We start from the raw sequence: 17152 nt of genomic DNA on the forward strand, positions 1-17152 counted from the left end.
CGCCATCAGCTGGCGTACGCGCTGTTCTCGTGCACGTAGTCGTGCGTGAGGTCGTTGGTGAGGATGGTCGCCGTCGCGTCGCCCGCGTGCAGGTCGATGAGCACGTGCACGGCGCGCGGGTGCAGGTCGACCAGGTCGCGGCTCGCGTGCGGCTCGCCCGCGCGGCACACCTCGACGCCGTTGATGGCGACGTCGATGCCGTAGGGGTCGAATGCGGCGCCCGTGGTGCCGACCGCGGCGAGCACGCGGCCCCAGTTGGGGTCGTTGCCGAAGACGGCGGCCTTGAACAGGTTGCTGCGCGCGACCGCACGGCCGACCTCGACGGCATCGTCGTCGGACGCCGCGTGCACGACCTCGATGGCGATGTCATGGGACGCGCCCTCGGCATCGGCCTGGAGCTGCTCGGCGAGGTCGGCGCACACGGCCGTGAGGGCGGCCTGGAACTCCGCGACGTCGGGCACGAGGCCGGACGCACCGGATGCCAGGAGCGTGACCTGGTCGTTGGTGGACATGCAGCCGTCCGAGTCGAGCCGGTCGAACGTGACCCGCGTGGCCTCGCGCAGCGCGGCGTCGAGCCGGGCGGCGTCGAGGTCGGCGTCCGTGGTGATGACGACGAGCATCGTCGCGAGGCCCGGTGCGAGCATGCCCGCGCCCTTGGCCATGCCGCCCACGGTCCAGCCGGCGTCGGAGGACCGCGCCGACTGCTTCGGCTTCGTGTCGGTGGTCATGATGGCCCGCGCCGCGTCGTCCCCGCCGCCCGCGCCGAGCGCGACGGCCACGCGGGCCACGCCGTCCTCGAGCTTGTCGAGCGGGAGCTGCTCGCCGATGAGGCCCGTGCTGCAGACCAGCACGTCGCCGCTGGAGACGTCGAGCGCGCGGCCGACCGCCTCGGCGGTCGCGTGCGTGACCTGGAACCCGCGGGACCCGGTGTAGCAGTTGGCGCCGCCGGAGTTGAGCACGACGGCGCTCACCCGGCCGTCGCCGATGACCTGGCGCGACCAGAGGATGGGGTTCGCCTGGCAGCGGTTGCTGGTGAAGACCGCGGCGGCCGCCTGCGACGGGCCGGTGTTGCGGACAAGGGCGACGTCGAGCGCGCCCGTGGACTTGAGGCCGGCCGCGACCCCTGCCGCGACGAAGCCGCGTGCGGCGGTGACGCTCACGGGGCGACCCCGTTCACCGGGAGGCCGAGATGCTCGGGCAGCCCGAGCGCGATGTTGGCCGACTGGATGGCCGCGCCCGCCGTGCCCTTGACCAGGTTGTCGATGGCCGTGACCGTGACGACGCGACCGGCGGCCTCGTCGACCGCGAGGCCCACGAGCGCGGTGTTCGACCCCGTGACGTCGGACACGTTCGGGAACGACCCCTCGGGCAGCAGGTGCACGAACGGCTCGTCGGCGTACGCCCTCTCCCACGCGGCGCGCACGTCGTGCGCGGAGGCGCCGGGCGCGAGGCGCGCGGTGGCCGTGGCGAGGATCCCCCGCGCCATCGGCACGAGCACGGGCGTGAACGAGACGCTCACGTGCCGGCCGCCCGCGGCCTCGAGGTTCTGGCGGATCTCCGGGGTGTGCCGGTGGGTGCCGCCGACCGCGTAGGCGCTCGCGGATCCGAGGATCTCGCTCGCCAGCAGGTTGGTGCGGAGCGAGCGCCCGGCGCCGGAGGGGCCGACCGCGAGGACCGCGACGATGTCCTCGGGCTCGATGACGCCTGCGCGGATGCCGGGCTGGAGCCCGAGCGTGATGGCGGTGACGTTGCAGCCGGGCACCGCGATGCGCTTCACGCCGGAGAGGCGCGTGCGCTGGGTGCCGCCCTCCTCGGCGTGCAGCAGCTCGGGGAGGCCGTACGGCCAGGCACCCGCGAAGTCGCCGCCGTAGAAGGCGTCCCACGCCGCCTCGTCGACGAGCCGGTGGTCGGCGCCGCAGTCGACCACGAGCGTGGAGTCGTCGAGCGCGGCCGTGATGGCGCCGGACTTGCCGTGCGGCAGCGCGAGGAAGACCACGTCGTGGCCAGCGAGCTGCTCGGCGGTCGTCTCGACGAACGTGCGGTCGGCGTACGAGGTGAGGTGCGGATGCACCTGCCGCAGCCGCTCGCCCGCGTTCTGGAAGGCGGTGAGCGTCGTGACCTCGAGCTGCGGGTGGTCGGCGAGCAGGCGGAGGAGCTCCCCGCCCGCGTAGCCGCTGGCGCCCGCGACGGCGACTGAGAATGACATGCATCAAACCTAGCGCCGGTACCGGGGGCGCCCTGCCGGGAGACGGGCGCCGGACGCACGCGCGGGCGGGCCCTCCCTGGGGAGGAGCCCGCCCGCGCGGATCGACGCCGCTGCCGGCCCGCTACTCGCGGAGCGCGGCGCCGAAGCGCTCGGCGGCGAGCCGCACGGCTCCGTCGCGCGCCTCGCTGGCCTCGGCCGCGGTAAGCGTGCGGTCGGGAGCCCGGAAGCGGAGCGCGAACGTGAGCGAGCGGGTGCCCGCCTCCACGCCCGGGCCGCGGTAGTCGTCCACGAGTCGGGCGGTCTCGAGCAGCTCGCCCGCCCCCTCGACCACCGTGCCCAGGATGTCCCCCGCGGGGATCTCGAGCGGCACCACCAGGCTGAGGTCCTGCGTGGCGACGGGCATCGACGTGAGCGGGCGCACCTCGACGGTGCCGCCGGCGAGCGCGACGATCCGGTCGAGGTCGACCTCGGCGAGCGCGACGCGCTCCGGCAGGTCGAGCTCCGCGGCGAGCGCGGGCAGCAACTCCCCCGCGAAGCCGACGATGACGGGCCCGTCGGACGTCACGACCTCGACGGCGGCCGTGCGCCCCGGGTGCAGGGCGATGTGCGCGCCCTGCTCGAAGCGGATCTCGACGCCCACCGCGTGCGCGAGCTGGCGGACCGCGTCGAGCGCGTCCACGAGGCCGGCGCGCTGCGCGGGCGTGCCCGGCTGCTTCGGCACGGCGTCGCCGAGGATCAGCACGCCCACGTGGCGCGGCTGCGGCGGGATTCCCGCGTCGAGCGCGCGGAGCGTCTCCGCGTCGGGGCGGGCGGCGCCGGGCGGCATCTCGGGCGAGCCGTACGCGACGCCCGCCGACGGCAGGAACACGGTGCCGGTCTCGAAGAGCGCGAGGTCGGTGGATCCGCGCGACAGGTTGCGCCGCGCGATGTCGACGAGCCCGGGCAGCAGCGAGCGCCGGAGCAGCGGGAAGGCGACGTCGAGCGGGTTGGCGAGCCGGACCGCGGGGGCGTCGTCGCGGTCCGCGGCGCCGAAGCGCGCGTTCTGCGCCTCGGAGGCGAAGGGCGAGCCCATGACCTCGGTCAGCCCGCTCGCGGCGAGCACGAGGGATGCCTGCCGGCGGAGGCGCTGCGCCGCCGTGAGGCCGCGGCCGGGCGGCGCGACGGGCAGCACGGCCGGGATGCGGTCGTAGCCGACGATGCGCGCGACCTCCTCCACGAGGTCCGCGCGGTGCCGGAGGTCGGGACGCCAGGTCGGCGGCGTGACGAGGAGGACGCCGTCGCGCTCCTCGAGCGCGCAGCCCACGTCGGCGAGCGCATGGCGCACCTCGTCGGCGGTGTAGTCGACGCCGACGAGCGACGCCGGGTAGCCGAGCGGCAGCTCGACGGCGTCCGGTGCCGTGCTCGTGTCGAGGACCGATCCGAGGCCCTCCGCGTGCCCGCCCGCGAGCTCCTCGAGGAGCTGCACGACGCGCGCCGCGGCAGCCGGCGCGATCGCCGGGTCGACCCCGCGCTCGAAGCGCTTGGACGCCTCGCTCGGCAGCTTGTGCCGGCGGGCCGTGCGCGCGATCGACACCGACTCGAAGCCGGCCGCCTCGATCAGCGCGCGCGTGGTGCCCGCGCCGACCTCGGTGGATGCCCCGCCCATGACGCCCGCGAGCCCGACGGGCCCGGAGTCGTCGGCGATGACGAGGTCCTCGACGTGCAGCGCGCGCTCGCGCCCGTCGAGGGTCACGAGCGTCTCGCCCTCCGCGGCGCGACGCACCACGAGGCCGCCCTGCAGCCGGTCGAGGTCGTAGGCGTGGATCGGCTGGCCGAGCTCGAGCATGACGTAGTTCGTCACGTCGACCGCGAGCGAGATCGACCGGACGCCGGCCAGCGTGAGCCGCGAGACCATCCACGGCGGGGTGGGACGGGAGACGTCGAGGCCGGAGACCACGCGCGTGACGAAGACCTCGGCCCCGATGCGTCCGCGGATCGGGGCGGCGTCGTCGACGCGCACCTCGACGCCCTGGACGGGCGCGTCGGCCGCGAGCAGCGCGAGCGCGTCCGCGGGGTCGGTGAACGCGGCACCCGTGGCGTGCGCGTACTCGCGGGCGATGCCGCGGATCGAGAACGCATACCCGCGGTCGGGCGTGACGTTGACCTCCACCGCGGTGTCGTCGAGATGCAGGAGCGCGAGCGCGTCCGTGCCGACCTCGGGGTCGAGGCCGAGCGAGGACAGGACGAGGATGCCGTCGTGCTCCTCCCCGAGGCCGAGCTCCCGGGACGACGCGATCATGCCGTCGGACACGTGCCCGTACGTCTTCCGCGCGCTGATGGGGAACGGGCCGGGGAGCACCGCGCCCGGCAGGCTCACCACGACCTTGTCGCCGACCACGAAGTTGTGCGCGCCGCAGACGATGCCGCGCACGTCCTCCCCGCCGTCGGCCGCCGTGGCGCCCTCGGGCGCGACGCGCACCTGGCACCAGTTGATGGTCTTGCCGTTGGTCTGGGGCTCGGGGGTCGCCTCGAGCACCTGCCCGACGACGACGGGGCCCGAGATCGAGAACGCGTGCACGTCCTCCTCCTCGAGGCCCACCTTCACGAGCGCCGCGTGGACGTCCTCGGGGACGACCTGCGCGGGGAGCTCGACGTGCTCGCCGAGCCAGCTGATCGGGATCCTCACGACTACACCACCATCCCGAACTGCGCGCCGAATCGGATGTCGCCCTCGACGATGTCGCGCATGTCGGAGAGGTCGTTGCGGAACATGAGGGTGCGCTCGGTGCCCATGCCGAACGCGAAGCCCTGGTACTCGTCGGGGTCGATGCCCGCGGAGCGCAGCACGTTCGGGTTCACCATGCCGCAGCCGCCCCACTCGATCCAGCGGGGACCGCCCGCGGCGGCCGGGTGCCAGACGTCCATCTCGGCGCTCGGCTCGGTGAAGGGGAAGTAGTTGGGGCGGAGCCGGATGCGCGCGTCCTCGCCGAACATGGAGCGCGCGAAGTGCTCGAGCGTGCCGCGCAGGTGCGCCATGGTGAGGCCGCGGTCGATGGCGATGCCCTCGATCTGGCGGAACGCGGGCGTGTGCGTCGCGTCGAGCTCGTCGCTGCGGAAGGTGCGGCCCTGCGCGATCGTGTAGACCGGCAGCTCGTCGGCGAGCAGCGTGCGGATCTGCACGGGCGACGTGTGCGTGCGGAGCACCAGGTGCGCGTCGGTCGGATCCACGTAGAAGGAGTCCTGCATCGCGCGCGCCGGGTGGTCGGGCGGGAAGTTGAGCGCGTCGAAGTTGAACCACTCGCTCTCGAGCTCCGGGCCCTCGTTCACCTGCCAGCCCATCCCGACGAAGATGTCGGCGATGCGCTCCTCGAGCATGGTGAGAGGGTGGCGGGCGCCGGCGCGCCAGCGGCTCGGCAGCGCGGTGACGTCGACGGCCTCGGCGACGAGGCGCTCGGCGGCCTCCTGCTCCTGGATCTCGGCCTCGCGGGCCTGGAACGCCTGCGTTACGCGGGCGCGCGACTGGCCGACGAGCTTGCCGGCGTCCTTGCGCTCGGCGGGCGGCAGCGACCGGAGCGACCCGTTCAGCCGGGCGAGCGGGGACGCCTCGCCGATGTGGGCGGAGCGCGCCTGGGCGAGCGACGCGGAGTCGGTGGTGGCGGCGAGCGCGGCCATCGCCTCGTCCACGGCGGAGGCGACGCTCTCCTCGGAGATCTGGGGTTCGGACATGAGGCCCGAGTCTACCGATCGGACGGGGCGCGACCCGCCCTCACGAGGACGCGCGACGGGCCCGCCGCGTGCGTGCGACGGGCCCGTGACGGGAGGCGGGGAGCGCCCCGCGGAGGGCCTACGCCCCCTGCGAGGTCCCGACCGCGACGGTCTTCGCGACACGCGGACCGCGCTTGCGGGCGAGGCGACGCGCGATGGTCGAGACCGTGAGGTTGAGCACGAGGTACATCCCCACCATGACCACGAAGATCGGCAGCGAGTTGTCGCGGCTCGTGGCCTCGAGGATCAGCTCCCCCTGCTTGGTGAGGCCCACGAGGCTCACGATCGTGCCGAGCGCGGTGTCCTTGATGAGCACCACCAGCTGGGCGACGATGATCGGCAGCATCGTGCGGAACGCCTGCGGGAACTCGACGAGCAGGCGGTTCTGCAGCGGACGCAGGCCGATGGCGAGGCCCGCCTCGCGCTGGCCGCGCGGGAGGCCGAGGATGCCGGACCGGAGCGCCTCGCCGATGATCGCGCCGTTGTAGAGCGTGAGCGCCGTCACGACCGACCAGTACGGGCCGATCGGGAAGATGAGGTAGATGAACAGCATCATCAGCAGCACGGGCATGCCGCGGAAGAACTCGAGCACCACGGTGACGGCGTAGCGCACGATCCGGTGCTCGCTCATCCGGAGGAGCGCGAGCACCATGCCGAGCAGGATCGCGAGCACCGCGGCGACCGCGGCGGACTGCAGCACCACCCAGAGGCCCTTGAGCAGCAGGCCCCAGACGAGCGGGTCGTTGAGCACGAGCCAGATGTCGGGGCTGAACTGCCCGGCCTGCTGCAGCTTGACGGCGGCGAAGGCCAGGACGGCCACGAGCACGACCCCGGTGACGACGGAGAGGATGCGGGAGCGACGGCGGGCGCGGGGGCCGGGGACGTCGTAGAGGACCTGGCTCATCGGGAGACCGCCACTCGCTTCTCGAGGTGGTCCGCCAGCTGACCGAGCGGGACCGTGATGATGAGGTAGAAGAACGCGACGCCCACGAACACCCAGACGACCGCGTTCCCGTTGGCGTTCGCGACGTCGCGGCCCACGTTGAACAGCTCGTAGATGAAGTAGGCGCCGGCGATCGACGTGTTCTTGGTGAGCGCGATGACCACGTTGATCAGCGGCGGCACGACCGTGCGCAGCGCCTGCGGCAGGATCACGTGCCCGAGCGTCTGCGAGAACGTGAGCCCGATGCTGCGCGCCGCCTCGGCCTGCCCGACCGGCACGCTGTTGATGCCCGAGCGGATCGCCTCGGCGAAGAACGGCGCCGTGTAGAGCGTGAGCGCGAGCACCGCGGCCGTCATGAACGGCAGCGCGCCCGAGATCGACGTGATCACGACGCTGAAGAAGGTGAAGACGAGCAGGAGCGGGGTGTTCCGCAGCAGCTCGACATACACCGTGGAGGTGGCGCGGAGGCTCGCGACGGGCGAGATCCTCATGGCGGCGATCACGACCCCGAGCGGGAGCGCGAAGAGCACCGTGGTGAGGAGCAGGCGCAGCGTGCCGCCGAACCCCCGGAGGAACACGTCGAGATTGTCGAGGATCACGTCCACGGCACACCTCCTGGATGATGCGTCCGGCGGGCCGGACGGCGGGTGGATCCGGGCGCTCGGGCGCCCGGACGAGGGAGGGCCCCGCGCGCGCGTCGGCGCGCGCGGGGCCCGGTGGGACTAGTAGCGGTCGATCGCCGGGGGCTCCGGCGTGTCGATGACCGTGCCGGCCGTCGCCTCGAACAGGCGCGCCCAGGTGCCGTCGTCGTAGGCCTCCTGCAGCGTGTCGTCGATGAAGGTCCGGAAGGCCTGGTCGTCCTTGGCCACGCCGATGCCGTAGGGCTCCTCCGTGAAGGTCTCGCCGTCGCCGACGAGCTTGAACTCGCCCTCGTTCTGGTCGATGAAGCCGGAGAGGATCACGTTGTCGGTCGTGACCGCGGACACCTGGCCGTTGCGCAGCGGGTCGAGGCACTTGCTGTAGACGTCGGTGGGCACGACGACCGCGCCGAACTTCGCCTCGATGTTCGCGGCGGGCGTGGATCCGGCGACGGAGCAGACCTGCTTGCCGCGGACGTCCTCGGGGGTCGTGATGGTCGTGTCGTCCGCGAGCACCATGAGCGCCTGGCCGGCGACGTAGTACGGTCCCGCGAAGCCCACGACCTCCTTGCGCTTGTCGTTGATCGTGTAGGTCGCGACGACCGCATCGACCGAGCCGTTCTGGATGAAGGGCTCGCGGTTCGCGGACACCGTCTCCGTGAACTTGATGCCGTCGAACGGGATGCCCATCTTGCTGGCGACGAGCGCCGCGATGGCGACGTCGAATCCGGCGGGCTTGCCGTCGAGTCCCGCGAGGCCGAAGAGCGGCTGGTCGTACTTCGTGCCGACCTTCATCTCGCCGGCGGCCGCGAGGCGCGCCATCGTGGTGCCCTCGTCGAACGTGGGGTTCTCCGCGAGCTCGAGCTTGTAGGGGCCGTCGCCGTTCTCGGGCGCGTTCGTGCCGGCGTCGATGCCGCCGTTCGACGCGCTGCCGGCGGCGCCGCAGCCCGTGAGGGCGACGACGACGATCGCGGCGGCCGCGGCGATGGTCAGTTTCCTGTTCTTCATGGTTCCCGTTTCTCTGCTGGTGAGGTGGATGACGGATGCGACGTGTCGCGCGTGGTGCGGGTCGTGCCGTGGTGCGGGTCGTGCGGGCACCCGGACGCGCCTGCCTCGGCGGCGTCCGGATGCGGCGGGCGGGCGGCTCGGGCGGCCCGCCCGCGCGTCAGTGGGCGAGGATCTTCGAGAGGAAGTCCTGCGCGCGCGGGCTCTGCGGGTCGTCGAAGAACGCCTGCGGGGTGGTGTCCTCCTCGATGGCGCCATCGGCCATGAAGATCACGCGGTCCGCGGCCTTGCGGGCGAAGCCCATCTCGTGGGTGACGACCACCATCGTCATGCCGTCCTTCGCGAGGCCGACCATGACGTCGAGGACCTCGGTGATCATCTCGGGGTCGAGCGCCGAGGTGGGCTCGTCGAGGAGGATCAGCTTCGGGTCCATCGCGAGCGCGCGCGCGATCGCGACGCGCTGCTGCTGGCCGCCGGAGAGCTGGGCGGGCATCTTCTGCGCCTGGTTGGCGACGCCGACGCGGTCGAGGAGCTCCATCGCCCGCTTCTCCGCCTCGGCCTTGCTCTTCTTGCGGACCTTGATGGGCCCGAGGGTCACGTTCTCGAGGACGGTCTTGTGCGCGAACAGGTTGAACGACTGGAAGACCATGCCCACGTCGGCGCGGAGGCGTGCGAGCTCGGCGCCCTCGGACGGGAGGTCCTGGCCGTCGATGGTGATGGTGCCGTCGTCGATGGTCTCGAGCCGGTTGATCGCGCGGCACAGCGTCGACTTGCCGGAACCGCTGGGGCCGATGACGACGACGACCTCGCCGCGGTTGACCGTGGTCGAGATGTCCTTGAGGACGTGCAGGTCCCCGAAGTGCTTGTTGACGTGGGATACGACGACCAGGGGCTCGCCGACCGCTGCTGCGGCGGGCGAGGCGGGGTCCACCGTCGGGCTCTGCTCCATGCGAACACCATATCCATGACGGTGTTTCGTCCGCGTTTCCCCGGGGCATCGTCACCCCATCGTGACGCGCCGCTCGCGTTTCCGCCGATCAGGCCCGGTGGACCCGCCCGTCGGAGACCTCGCGGCCGTCAGGCGTCCGCGGCACCGACCGTCGGGCCGCCGGCTCAGGCGCGCTGCGCGAACGCCGACTCGTAGAGGCACACGGATGCGGCGGTCGCGAGGTTCATCGACTCGGCCTGGCCGTAGATCGGCACGACGACGGCGCGGTCCGCGAGCGCGAGGTGCTCGTCCTGGAGGCCGCGGGCCTCGTTGCCGAACAGCCACGCGGTGGGCGCGGCGAGGCCGCCCGACGAGCGCTCGGCGAGGAGGTCGTCCCCCTTCACATCGGCGGCGAGGACCTGGAGACCTGCGGCCTTCACGCGCTCGAGCACGGCGTCGAGCTCGGGCATGATCGCGACCGGCAGGTGGAACAGCGATCCCGTCGTGGCGCGCACGACCTTGGGGTTGTAGAGGTCGACCGACCGGCCCGTGAGGATCACGGCGTCGGCTCCGGCGGCGTCGGCGGCGCGGATGATGGTGCCCGCGTTGCCGGGATCGCGCACCTCCTCGAGGATCGCGATGAGGCGCGGCTCGTCGCCGAGGATCTGCTTGAGCGAGGTGGGGAACTGCCGGCACACGCCCACGACGCCCTGCGGCGTGACGGTGTCCGCCATCGACGCGATGACGTCCTCCGTGACGAACTCGACCTCGACCTCCGACTCGCGGACCGCGCGCGCGAGATCCGGGTAGCGGTCGAGCGCCGTGGGCGTCGCGAAGAGCTCCAGGACGAGGTCGGGCCGGAAGGCGAGAGCCTCGGACACGGCCTGCGGACCCTCGAGCAGGAAGAGGCCGGTGTCGGCACGGGCATCCCGCTTCGCGAGCTTGGCGACGCCTCGGACGCGCGGGGAGCGGGGGTTGTCGAGCATGGCCCAAGACTAATGGCGCGCCCCCGAACGGGGACGCGCCATCAGCGGTGGGGCGGGATGCGCTACGCGTTCGCCGCGACCTTGGGGGCCGAGGTGTTCGCGGGCAGGGCGGCCTTGGCCGTCTGCACGAGCGAGGCGAAGGTCGCGGGCTCGTGGACCGCGAGGTCCGCGAGGATGCGACGGTCGACCTGGACGCCGGCGAGCGAGAGGCCCTGGATGAGGCGGTTGTACGTCAGGCCGTTCGCACGGGCGGCGGCGTTGATGCGCTGGATCCAGAGGCGGCGGAACTCGCCCTTCTTGGCGCGGCGGTCGCGGTACGCGTAGACGAGGGAGTGGGTGACCTGCTCCTTGGCCTTGCGGTACAGGCGCGAGCGCTGGCCGCGGTAACCGGCGGCGCGCTCGAGGATGACCCGACGCTTCTTGTGGGCGTTGACGGCCCTCTTGACTCTTGCCATTTCAGTTGTTCCTATTCGAGTTCAGGTGTCGCGGGCGACGAGGGGGTCTAGCGACCGAGGAGCTTCTTGGCGACCTTCATGTCGGCCTTGGCCAGGGGCTGGTCCTGGTTGAGTCGCGCCTTGCGCTTGGAGGACTTGACCTCGAGGTTGTGGCGCATGCCGGCCTGCTGCTTCATGATCTTGCCGCTGCCGGTGACCTTGAAACGCTTCTTGGCACCCGAGTGGGTCTTCTGCTTAGGCATTGTTCTCTTCTCTCGCTTCTCGTGCGCTCGCCTTGTTGGCGTCGCGCTTCGCGTTGGCCTCGGCCTTGGCCTCGGACTTGTTCTTGTGCGGTCCGATGACCATGACCATGTTCCGGCCGTCGATCGTGGGGGTGGACTCGACGCTGCCGAACTCGGCGACGTCCTCCGCGAACATCTTGAGCAGGCGCACGCCCTGGTCGGGACGCGACTGCTCGCGGCCGCGGAACAGGATCATGGCCTTGACCTTGTCGCCGTCCTGGAGGAAGCCCTCGGCGCGCTTGCGCTTGGTCTCGTAGTCGTGCTTGTCGATCTTCAGGCGGAAGCGCACCTCCTTGAGGATGGTGTTCGCCTGGTTGCGGCGTGCTTCCTTGGCCTTCTGCGCGGCCTCGTACTTGAACTTGCCGTAGTCCATGATCTTCGCCACGGGGGGCTTGGAGTTGGGCGCGACCTCGACGAGGTCGAGGTCGGCTTCCTGCGCGAGACGCAGCGCGACGTCGATGGATACGACGCCGACCTGCTCGCCTGCTGGGCCAACGAGGCGAACCTCAGGAACTCGGATTCGATCGTTGGTACGGGGATCGCTGATGGACTGCTCCTATTCGTGTCTTCGGGTGGCCCGGCGGCGTGTGAGCCGCTCGGATTCGAGACGAGGAGAGTTCTTCACCAGGGTGCGACGGATGCGTCGTACTCGGCAACACGCCCTTCCCCGCAGATGCGGGGCTCCCGTCTGCGGGTTCCCCTGCGGGATCCGTTCGGACGGGGGAGCGAAATCGACCCGGTAACCTATGGAGGCGGTCAAGCGCGGGTGGGAGATCAATCCTCTTTCGAACCGGGACTGTGACAGCCCCGGAGCCGTCGATCAGCATAGCAGACACCGGGTCCGTCCCGGAAGGGCGGGGATCGACGCCGCGGCGGGTCACCGCACCGGGCCGCATCCGCTCCCCGCCGCCGCACCGCCCGCACCACCAGCGAAGGACAGACATGACCGACACCCCCCGTCCCGACTCCGCGCCGGACGCGCACGTGCACCGCTTCGAGGAGCCGGACGCCGCGGTCGACGCCGCAGGCCCGGCCGAGGGAGTCGAAGGCGCCGCGGGCGTCGCCGACGAGGACACGGCCGACTTCGTCGCCGACCAGTACGCCCGCGACATCGCCGAGGTCTCCGCCGTCGAGGTCATCACCACCACCGCCGTCCACCTCATGAGCGCCGCCGCCGTCAAGTGCGGGCTCGCCGACGACCCCGCGACGCAGACCGACCTCGCCGAGGCGCGGAAGCTGATCATCTCGCTGGCCGGCCTCGTCACCGCCGCCTCCCCCGAGCTCGGCGACCAGCACGCGCGCAGCCTCCGCGACGGCCTCCGCTCGCTGCAGCTCGCGTTCCGCGAGGCGTCGCCCTACCCCGACGCGATCGGCCAGGGCCCCGGCGAGAAGTACACCGGCCCCGTCTCCTGACGCACGACCCGCGCGGCGTGGCCCGCCCGGGACGCGGGTCCAGCGCACGCGCCGCCCACGAGGCCGAGGACGTCCGAGGCGCTGCCGCGGTCGGCGCTCCCGCGCACCCGGTCAGGCGGCCGAGGTGACGCGGAGCCCCATGCTGTCGACGCGGTCGGCGAGCACGGCGCTCCGCGACCACCGGTCCTGCACCCGCGCGAGGAGGTCGTCCAGCGCCGACCGGTCGAGACCGTCGACGAGCACCAGCGTGATGAGGAGCTCCGGGCCCTCGAGGCGGGCCCGCGGGTCCCCCGACGCCGTGCCGAGCGCCACGACGGCGGGCTCCTCCCGGACGCTCTCCTCGAGCTCCGCGACGACCTCCGGATCCTCCGGGCTCGGGGTCCACGGCAGCGACCGCGCGACCGCCCAGACGGCGGGACGACGCAGCACGAACTCGGTGTCGGACATCGGGTCGAGGACGACGAGGTCCGTCTCCTCGCTCGCGGCGGCCAGCGCGACCCGCACGGCGTCCGTCGGCACGGGCCGGGCGGCCGGATTCCATCGGCCCATCGCGGCGACGGACGTGAACACCGGCATCACCGTGCGGCCGTCGGGCCCGGCGACCGTGATGATCGACAGCTCGGCGCTCTTGTCGGCCTTCAGGCCGGTCTCGCCCACCCCCTCCTCGCCGAGGCGCGCCACCAGCGGGATGAGCAGGCGGGCGTCGCGGAGCGCGTCCACGACCGCGGCCGCCCCCACCTCGCCGCGTCCGTGCCGGGCGAGCGCATCCGCCAGGGCGGGAGGCGCGGATCCGTCGTCGCCCGGGAACGCGGTCGGCTCGAAGGAGCGGCCGGCCCAGGGCGTCCCGGCGGAGTCGGCGTGCGGCGTGGAGCCCGTCATCACTCCCCGGCGACGTCGAGCGCCTGGCCGAGCGTGAACGCGCCCGCGTAGAGCGCCTTGCCGACGATGGCGCCCTCGAGCCCGAGCGGCACGAGCTCACGCAGGGCGGCGATGTCGTCGAGGCTGGAGACCCCGCCGGACGCGACGACCGGGCGCTCGGTGCGCTCGAGCACGTCGCGCAGCAGCTGCAGGTTCGGCCCCTGGAGCGTGCCGTCCTTGGTCACGTCGGTGACGACGTAGCGCGCGCAGCCGGCCTCCTCGAGGCGCTCGAGCACCTCCCAGATGTCGCCGCCGTCCTGGGTCCAGCCGCGGGCCGAGAGGGTGCGGCCGCGAACGTCGAGCCCGACCGCGACGGCATCGCCGTGCTGCGCGATGACGCTGGCCGCCCACTCGGGGTTCTCGAGCGCCGCGGTGCCGAGGTTGATGCGCGTCGCGCCGCTCTCGAGCGCCACGTCGAGCGAGCGGTCGTCGCGGATCCCGCCCGACAGCTCGATCTGCACGCCGTCGATGGCGCGGATCACCCGGGAGATGACGGCGAGGTTGTCGCCGCGGCCGAACGCGGCGTCGAGGTCGACGAGGTGCAGCCACTCGGCGCCCTGCTCGGCCCAGTCGCGGGCCGCGTCGACGGGGTCGCCGTAGCCGGTCTCGGTGCCGGCCGCGCCCTGCGTGAGGCGCACGGCCTGGCCGCCGGCCACGTCGACGGCGGGCAGGAGGGTCAGGCGGGGCGTGCTGGTGAACTCGCTCATGGTCGCTCTCGTTCTGTCGTGCGGGCGGGCGGATGCCGTCGGCGACGGCGGGGCGTTCGGGCCGTCAGGCGGCGCGGAGGGTGCCGAGCCAGTTGGCGAGCAGCCGGATCCCGGCCTCGCCCGACTTCTCGGGGTGGAACTGGGTGGCGGACAGCGGGCCGTTCTCCACGGCGGCGACGAAGCGCTCGCCGTGCGTGGCCCACGTGACGCGCGGCGCCGGCAGCGGAGGAAGCGCGTCGATGCCCCAGGTGCGCGCGGCGTAGGAGTGCACGAAGTAGAAGCGCTCCTCCTCGAGCCCGGCGAACAGCGACGATCCCGACGGGGCGTCGACCGTGTTCCAGCCCATGTGCGGCAGGACGTCCGACTCGAGGCGGTCCACCGTGCCCGGCCACTCCCCCAGCCCGGCGACGTCGACGTCGCGCTCCACGCCCCGGTCGAACATGACCTGCATGCCGACGCAGATCCCGAGCACGGGTCGCCCGCCGGCGAGGCGGCGGTCCACGACGCGGTCGCCGCCGGCCGCCCGGAGCGATGTCATGACCGCGGAGAACGCGCCCACCCCGGGGACCAGGAGCCCGTCGGCCTCGTGGGCCCGTCTCGGGTCGCCCGTGAGCTCGACGTCGGCTCCCGCCAGCTCGAGCGCCTTGACGGCGGAGTGGACGTTGCCGCTTCCGTAGTCGAGGACGACGACGGAGGGCCGCGTCACAGCGCGCCCTTGGTGGACGGGATCCCGGACACCCGCGGGTCGAGCTCCTTCGCCTGGCGGAACGCGCGGGCGAAGGACTTGAACTCGGCTTCGGCGATGTGGTGCGGGTCGCGTCCCCCGAGCACGGTGACGTGCACGGTGAGGCCCGCGTGGAAGGTGATGGCCTCGAAGACGTGACGGACCATGGATCCGGTGAAGTGGCCGCCGATGAGGTGCATCTCGAACCCGGCGGGCTCGCCGGAGTGCACGAGGAACGGGCGACCGGAGATGTCGACGACGGACTGCACGAGCGCCTCGTCGAGCGGCACGAGCGCGTCGCCGAAGCGCGCGATGCCGGCCTTGTCGCCGAGCGCCTGGCGGATGGCCTGGCCGAGGACGATGCCCACGTCCTCCACCGTGTGGTGCACGTCGATGTGCGTGTCGCCCGTGGCGGTGACCTTCAGGTCGGTGAGCGAGTGCTTCGCGAAGGCGGTGAGCATGTGGTCGTAGAACGGGACCGAGGTGCTGATCTCGGAGGCGCCGGTGCCGTCGAGGTCGAGCTCGAGCTCGATGCTGGACTCGCTGGTCTGCCGCGTGACGTGCGCGGTGCGCGCGAGGGTGCTCATGCCCTCCATGCTACCGAGCGGCTCCGACTCCCCCGCTCGCTCCCGGCCGCCACCGGGAGACGAGCGGGCCCCGCCTGCCGTCGCCCGCGTGCGGGGGCGCCAGGAGGGATCAGCGGGCGTACTGCGCCGGCACGGCGAGCTGCTGGCCCGCCGAGACGTCCGACGTGGGCAGCCGGTTGAGGTCGACCAGCGAGGCGATGACATCGCGCGGGTCGGAGGACGGCGCGATCTCCTCGGCGAGGTCCCAGAGGGACTGGCCGCTCGAGACGGTGACGTACTCGAGGGGCGCGGCCGCGGCGTCCTTCGACGCGACGGCGGCGCCGCCGTTGAGGGCCACGAGCCCGACGCCCAGCGCCAGGGGCATGGCGACGAGCGCCGTGAGGACGACGCGGCCTCGACGGGTGATGCGCAGGCGCGTGCGCGGCGCGACGGCGGCCTCCGCGACGGCGATGGATGCGGCGGCGGGTACGGGTGCGGGTGCGCTGACAGTGGCGGCGGGGGCTGCGGTGTTCATGGTGACCTCTCGTGCGAGACGGTGGGGCGTCGATGCGACGCGCCCGGCGGTGCAGTGCGGTACGGCATGCGATGCGGGTCCGGCAGCTCGCACCCGGCTCTCGGCCGGGAGAGCCGGATGCGAAGCTGTGTTCCGAACATACATTCGAAGGCGGTGCTCCGCAAGCCCCCATCGCCCCGATCGTGCATCGTCGGCCGCGACACGCTCGAACAGGTGTTTGTACGAGGTGCCCCGGGTGGATACAGTTTCGAGTGCCTGGTCTCCATTCCACCGGGCACCACCGACATCGCCCTCGCGAGGGCGTCGCCCCGCCGGGTCGACGCGCCGCGGAGGGCGTCGGCGACGAGAGGCGGGCCGTGGCATGACGGACGAGCGAGCGGCGGGAGGCGGCGCGACGAGGCGCCGCAAGAGCCTCAGCGACAAGCAGATCTCGATCCTGGAGTTCATCCAGCGCACCATCGCCGGCCAGGGCTACCCGCCGAGCATGCGCGAGATCGGCGACGCCGTGGGCCTCGCCTCGCTCTCCAGCGTCACCCACCAGCTCAACCAGCTGGAGCTCTCCGGCTACCTCCGGCGCGACCCGAACCGGCCCCGCGCCCTCGAGGTGCTCATCGACCTCCCCGGCAGCGGCGCCGCCGAGAGCGGCGAGCCGTCGACGCCCGTGGGCGACGCGGCCATGGTGCCCATGGTCGGGCGCATCGCGGCCGGCATCCCCATCACCGCCGAGCAGATGGTCGAGGAGGTCTTCCCCCTCCCCCGTCAGCTCGTGGGCAAGGGCGACCTCTTCATGCTGCGCGTCGTCGGCGACTCGATGATCGACGCGGCCATCTGCGACGGCGACTGGGTCGTCGTGCGCCAGCAGAAGACGGCCGAGAACGGGGACATCGTCGCGGCGATGCTCGACGACGAGGCCACCGTCAAGGTGTTCCGCCAGCGCGACGGCCACACGTGGCTGCTGCCCCGCAACAGCGCCTTCGAGCCGATCCTCGGCGACTTCGCCGAGGTCGTCGGCAAGGTCGTGGCGGTCATGCGCTCCGTCTGACGCCCGCACGACGCACGAGAGCGGCCGGTCCCCGAGGGGATCGGCCGCTCTCGTGCGTGCG

At 72.7% G+C, this 17152-nt stretch carries 19 protein-coding genes; 2 read left to right on the plus strand and 17 right to left on the minus strand.

Annotated features, from left to right (window positions below):
* Positions 1–5: 5 nt before the first annotated feature.
* The 12 genes from argJ to infC all read right to left on the minus strand — a co-directional run bounded on the left by argJ (position 6) and on the right by infC (position 11733).
* On the minus strand, positions 6–1160 hold the full coding sequence (argJ, locus tag ACU4ZT_RS10470) for a bifunctional glutamate N-acetyltransferase/amino-acid acetyltransferase ArgJ (protein WP_445337132.1): 1155 nt from the start codon (positions 1158–1160) through the stop codon (positions 6–8).
* Positions 1157–2206: an N-acetyl-gamma-glutamyl-phosphate reductase gene (gene argC / locus ACU4ZT_RS10475; protein WP_445337133.1), complete on the minus strand. Its 1050-nt coding sequence runs from the start codon at positions 2204–2206 to the stop codon at positions 1157–1159. Before argC ends, argJ begins: the two co-directional genes overlap by 4 nt.
* Before the next feature lie 121 nt (positions 2207–2327).
* On the minus strand, positions 2328–4871 hold the full coding sequence (pheT, locus tag ACU4ZT_RS10480) for a phenylalanine--tRNA ligase subunit beta (protein ID WP_445337134.1): 2544 nt from the start codon (positions 4869–4871) through the stop codon (positions 2328–2330).
* Between the two features lie 2 nt (positions 4872–4873).
* On the minus strand, positions 4874–5911 hold the full coding sequence (pheS, locus tag ACU4ZT_RS10485) for a phenylalanine--tRNA ligase subunit alpha (protein WP_043584844.1): 1038 nt from the start codon (positions 5909–5911) through the stop codon (positions 4874–4876).
* A gap of 118 nt (positions 5912–6029) precedes the next feature.
* On the minus strand, positions 6030–6854 hold the full coding sequence (locus ACU4ZT_RS10490) for an amino acid ABC transporter permease (RefSeq protein ID WP_063070525.1): 825 nt from the start codon (positions 6852–6854) through the stop codon (positions 6030–6032).
* Entirely contained in the window at positions 6851–7498 is a 648-nt protein-coding gene (locus tag ACU4ZT_RS10495) for an amino acid ABC transporter permease (protein WP_270981152.1), read from the minus strand. The genes ACU4ZT_RS10490 and ACU4ZT_RS10495 overlap by 4 nt, the downstream gene beginning before the upstream one ends.
* A gap of 117 nt (positions 7499–7615) precedes the next feature.
* Positions 7616–8539, minus strand: a complete 924-nt coding sequence (locus tag ACU4ZT_RS10500; protein ID WP_270981150.1) for a glutamate ABC transporter substrate-binding protein — start codon at positions 8537–8539, stop codon at positions 7616–7618.
* Between the two features lie 157 nt (positions 8540–8696).
* Positions 8697–9485 (minus strand): amino acid ABC transporter ATP-binding protein, encoded by a 789-nt coding sequence (locus ACU4ZT_RS10505; protein ID WP_063070528.1) that lies wholly within the window; start codon positions 9483–9485, stop codon positions 8697–8699.
* Positions 9486–9649: 164 nt separating this feature from the next.
* Positions 9650–10450, minus strand: a complete 801-nt coding sequence (locus ACU4ZT_RS10510; RefSeq protein ID WP_063070529.1) for a TrmH family RNA methyltransferase — start codon at positions 10448–10450, stop codon at positions 9650–9652.
* Positions 10451–10512: 62 nt separating this feature from the next.
* Positions 10513–10905 carry a 50S ribosomal protein L20 gene (gene rplT, locus ACU4ZT_RS10515; protein WP_063070530.1) on the minus strand — a complete coding sequence of 131 codons (393 nt, stop codon included), beginning with the start codon at positions 10903–10905 and terminating at the stop codon, positions 10513–10515.
* Between the two features lie 47 nt (positions 10906–10952).
* Positions 10953–11147, minus strand: coding sequence for a 50S ribosomal protein L35 (gene rpmI / locus ACU4ZT_RS10520; RefSeq protein WP_012298616.1), 195 nt, complete (start codon positions 11145–11147; stop codon positions 10953–10955).
* Positions 11140–11733: a translation initiation factor IF-3 gene (gene infC, locus ACU4ZT_RS10525; RefSeq protein ID WP_081234801.1), complete on the minus strand. Its 594-nt coding sequence runs from the start codon at positions 11731–11733 to the stop codon at positions 11140–11142. The genes rpmI and infC overlap by 8 nt, the downstream gene beginning before the upstream one ends.
* A gap of 395 nt (positions 11734–12128) precedes the next feature.
* On the opposite strand from infC, the gene ACU4ZT_RS10530 reads away from it, so the two are divergent.
* Positions 12129–12599 carry a DUF1844 domain-containing protein gene (locus ACU4ZT_RS10530; RefSeq protein ID WP_063070532.1) on the plus strand — a complete coding sequence of 157 codons (471 nt, stop codon included), beginning with the start codon at positions 12129–12131 and terminating at the stop codon, positions 12597–12599.
* Positions 12600–12710: 111 nt separating this feature from the next.
* Here ACU4ZT_RS10530 and ACU4ZT_RS10535 read toward each other — a convergent pair whose 3' ends face one another.
* The 5 genes from ACU4ZT_RS10535 to ACU4ZT_RS10555 all read right to left on the minus strand — a co-directional run bounded on the left by ACU4ZT_RS10535 (position 12711) and on the right by ACU4ZT_RS10555 (position 16049).
* The gene (locus ACU4ZT_RS10535) at positions 12711–13478 is read right to left on the minus strand and encodes an SseB family protein (RefSeq protein WP_414748936.1); all 768 of its coding nucleotides are present in this window, start codon (positions 13476–13478) and stop codon (positions 12711–12713) included.
* Positions 13478–14224, minus strand: coding sequence for a bifunctional 1-(5-phosphoribosyl)-5-((5-phosphoribosylamino)methylideneamino)imidazole-4-carboxamide isomerase/phosphoribosylanthranilate isomerase PriA (gene priA / locus ACU4ZT_RS10540; protein WP_063070534.1), 747 nt, complete (start codon positions 14222–14224; stop codon positions 13478–13480). Before priA ends, ACU4ZT_RS10535 begins: the two co-directional genes overlap by 1 nt.
* A gap of 64 nt (positions 14225–14288) precedes the next feature.
* Complete coding sequence (gene hisH, locus ACU4ZT_RS10545) at positions 14289–14930, minus strand: imidazole glycerol phosphate synthase subunit HisH (RefSeq protein ID WP_063070535.1); 642 nt, start codon at positions 14928–14930, stop codon at positions 14289–14291.
* Positions 14927–15535, minus strand: a complete 609-nt coding sequence (gene hisB / locus ACU4ZT_RS10550; RefSeq protein ID WP_063070691.1) for an imidazoleglycerol-phosphate dehydratase HisB — start codon at positions 15533–15535, stop codon at positions 14927–14929. Before hisB ends, hisH begins: the two co-directional genes overlap by 4 nt.
* A gap of 109 nt (positions 15536–15644) precedes the next feature.
* The gene (locus ACU4ZT_RS10555) at positions 15645–16049 is read right to left on the minus strand and encodes a hypothetical protein (RefSeq protein ID WP_445337135.1); all 405 of its coding nucleotides are present in this window, start codon (positions 16047–16049) and stop codon (positions 15645–15647) included.
* A 361-nt stretch (positions 16050–16410) separates the two neighbouring features.
* Between ACU4ZT_RS10555 and lexA the strand changes: the two genes are divergently transcribed.
* Positions 16411–17091, plus strand: coding sequence for a transcriptional repressor LexA (gene lexA, locus ACU4ZT_RS10560; protein ID WP_012038705.1), 681 nt, complete (start codon positions 16411–16413; stop codon positions 17089–17091).
* The last annotated feature ends 61 nt before the right edge of the window (positions 17092–17152 follow it).

The sequence above is a fragment of the Clavibacter davisi genome (genome assembly GCF_052751415.1).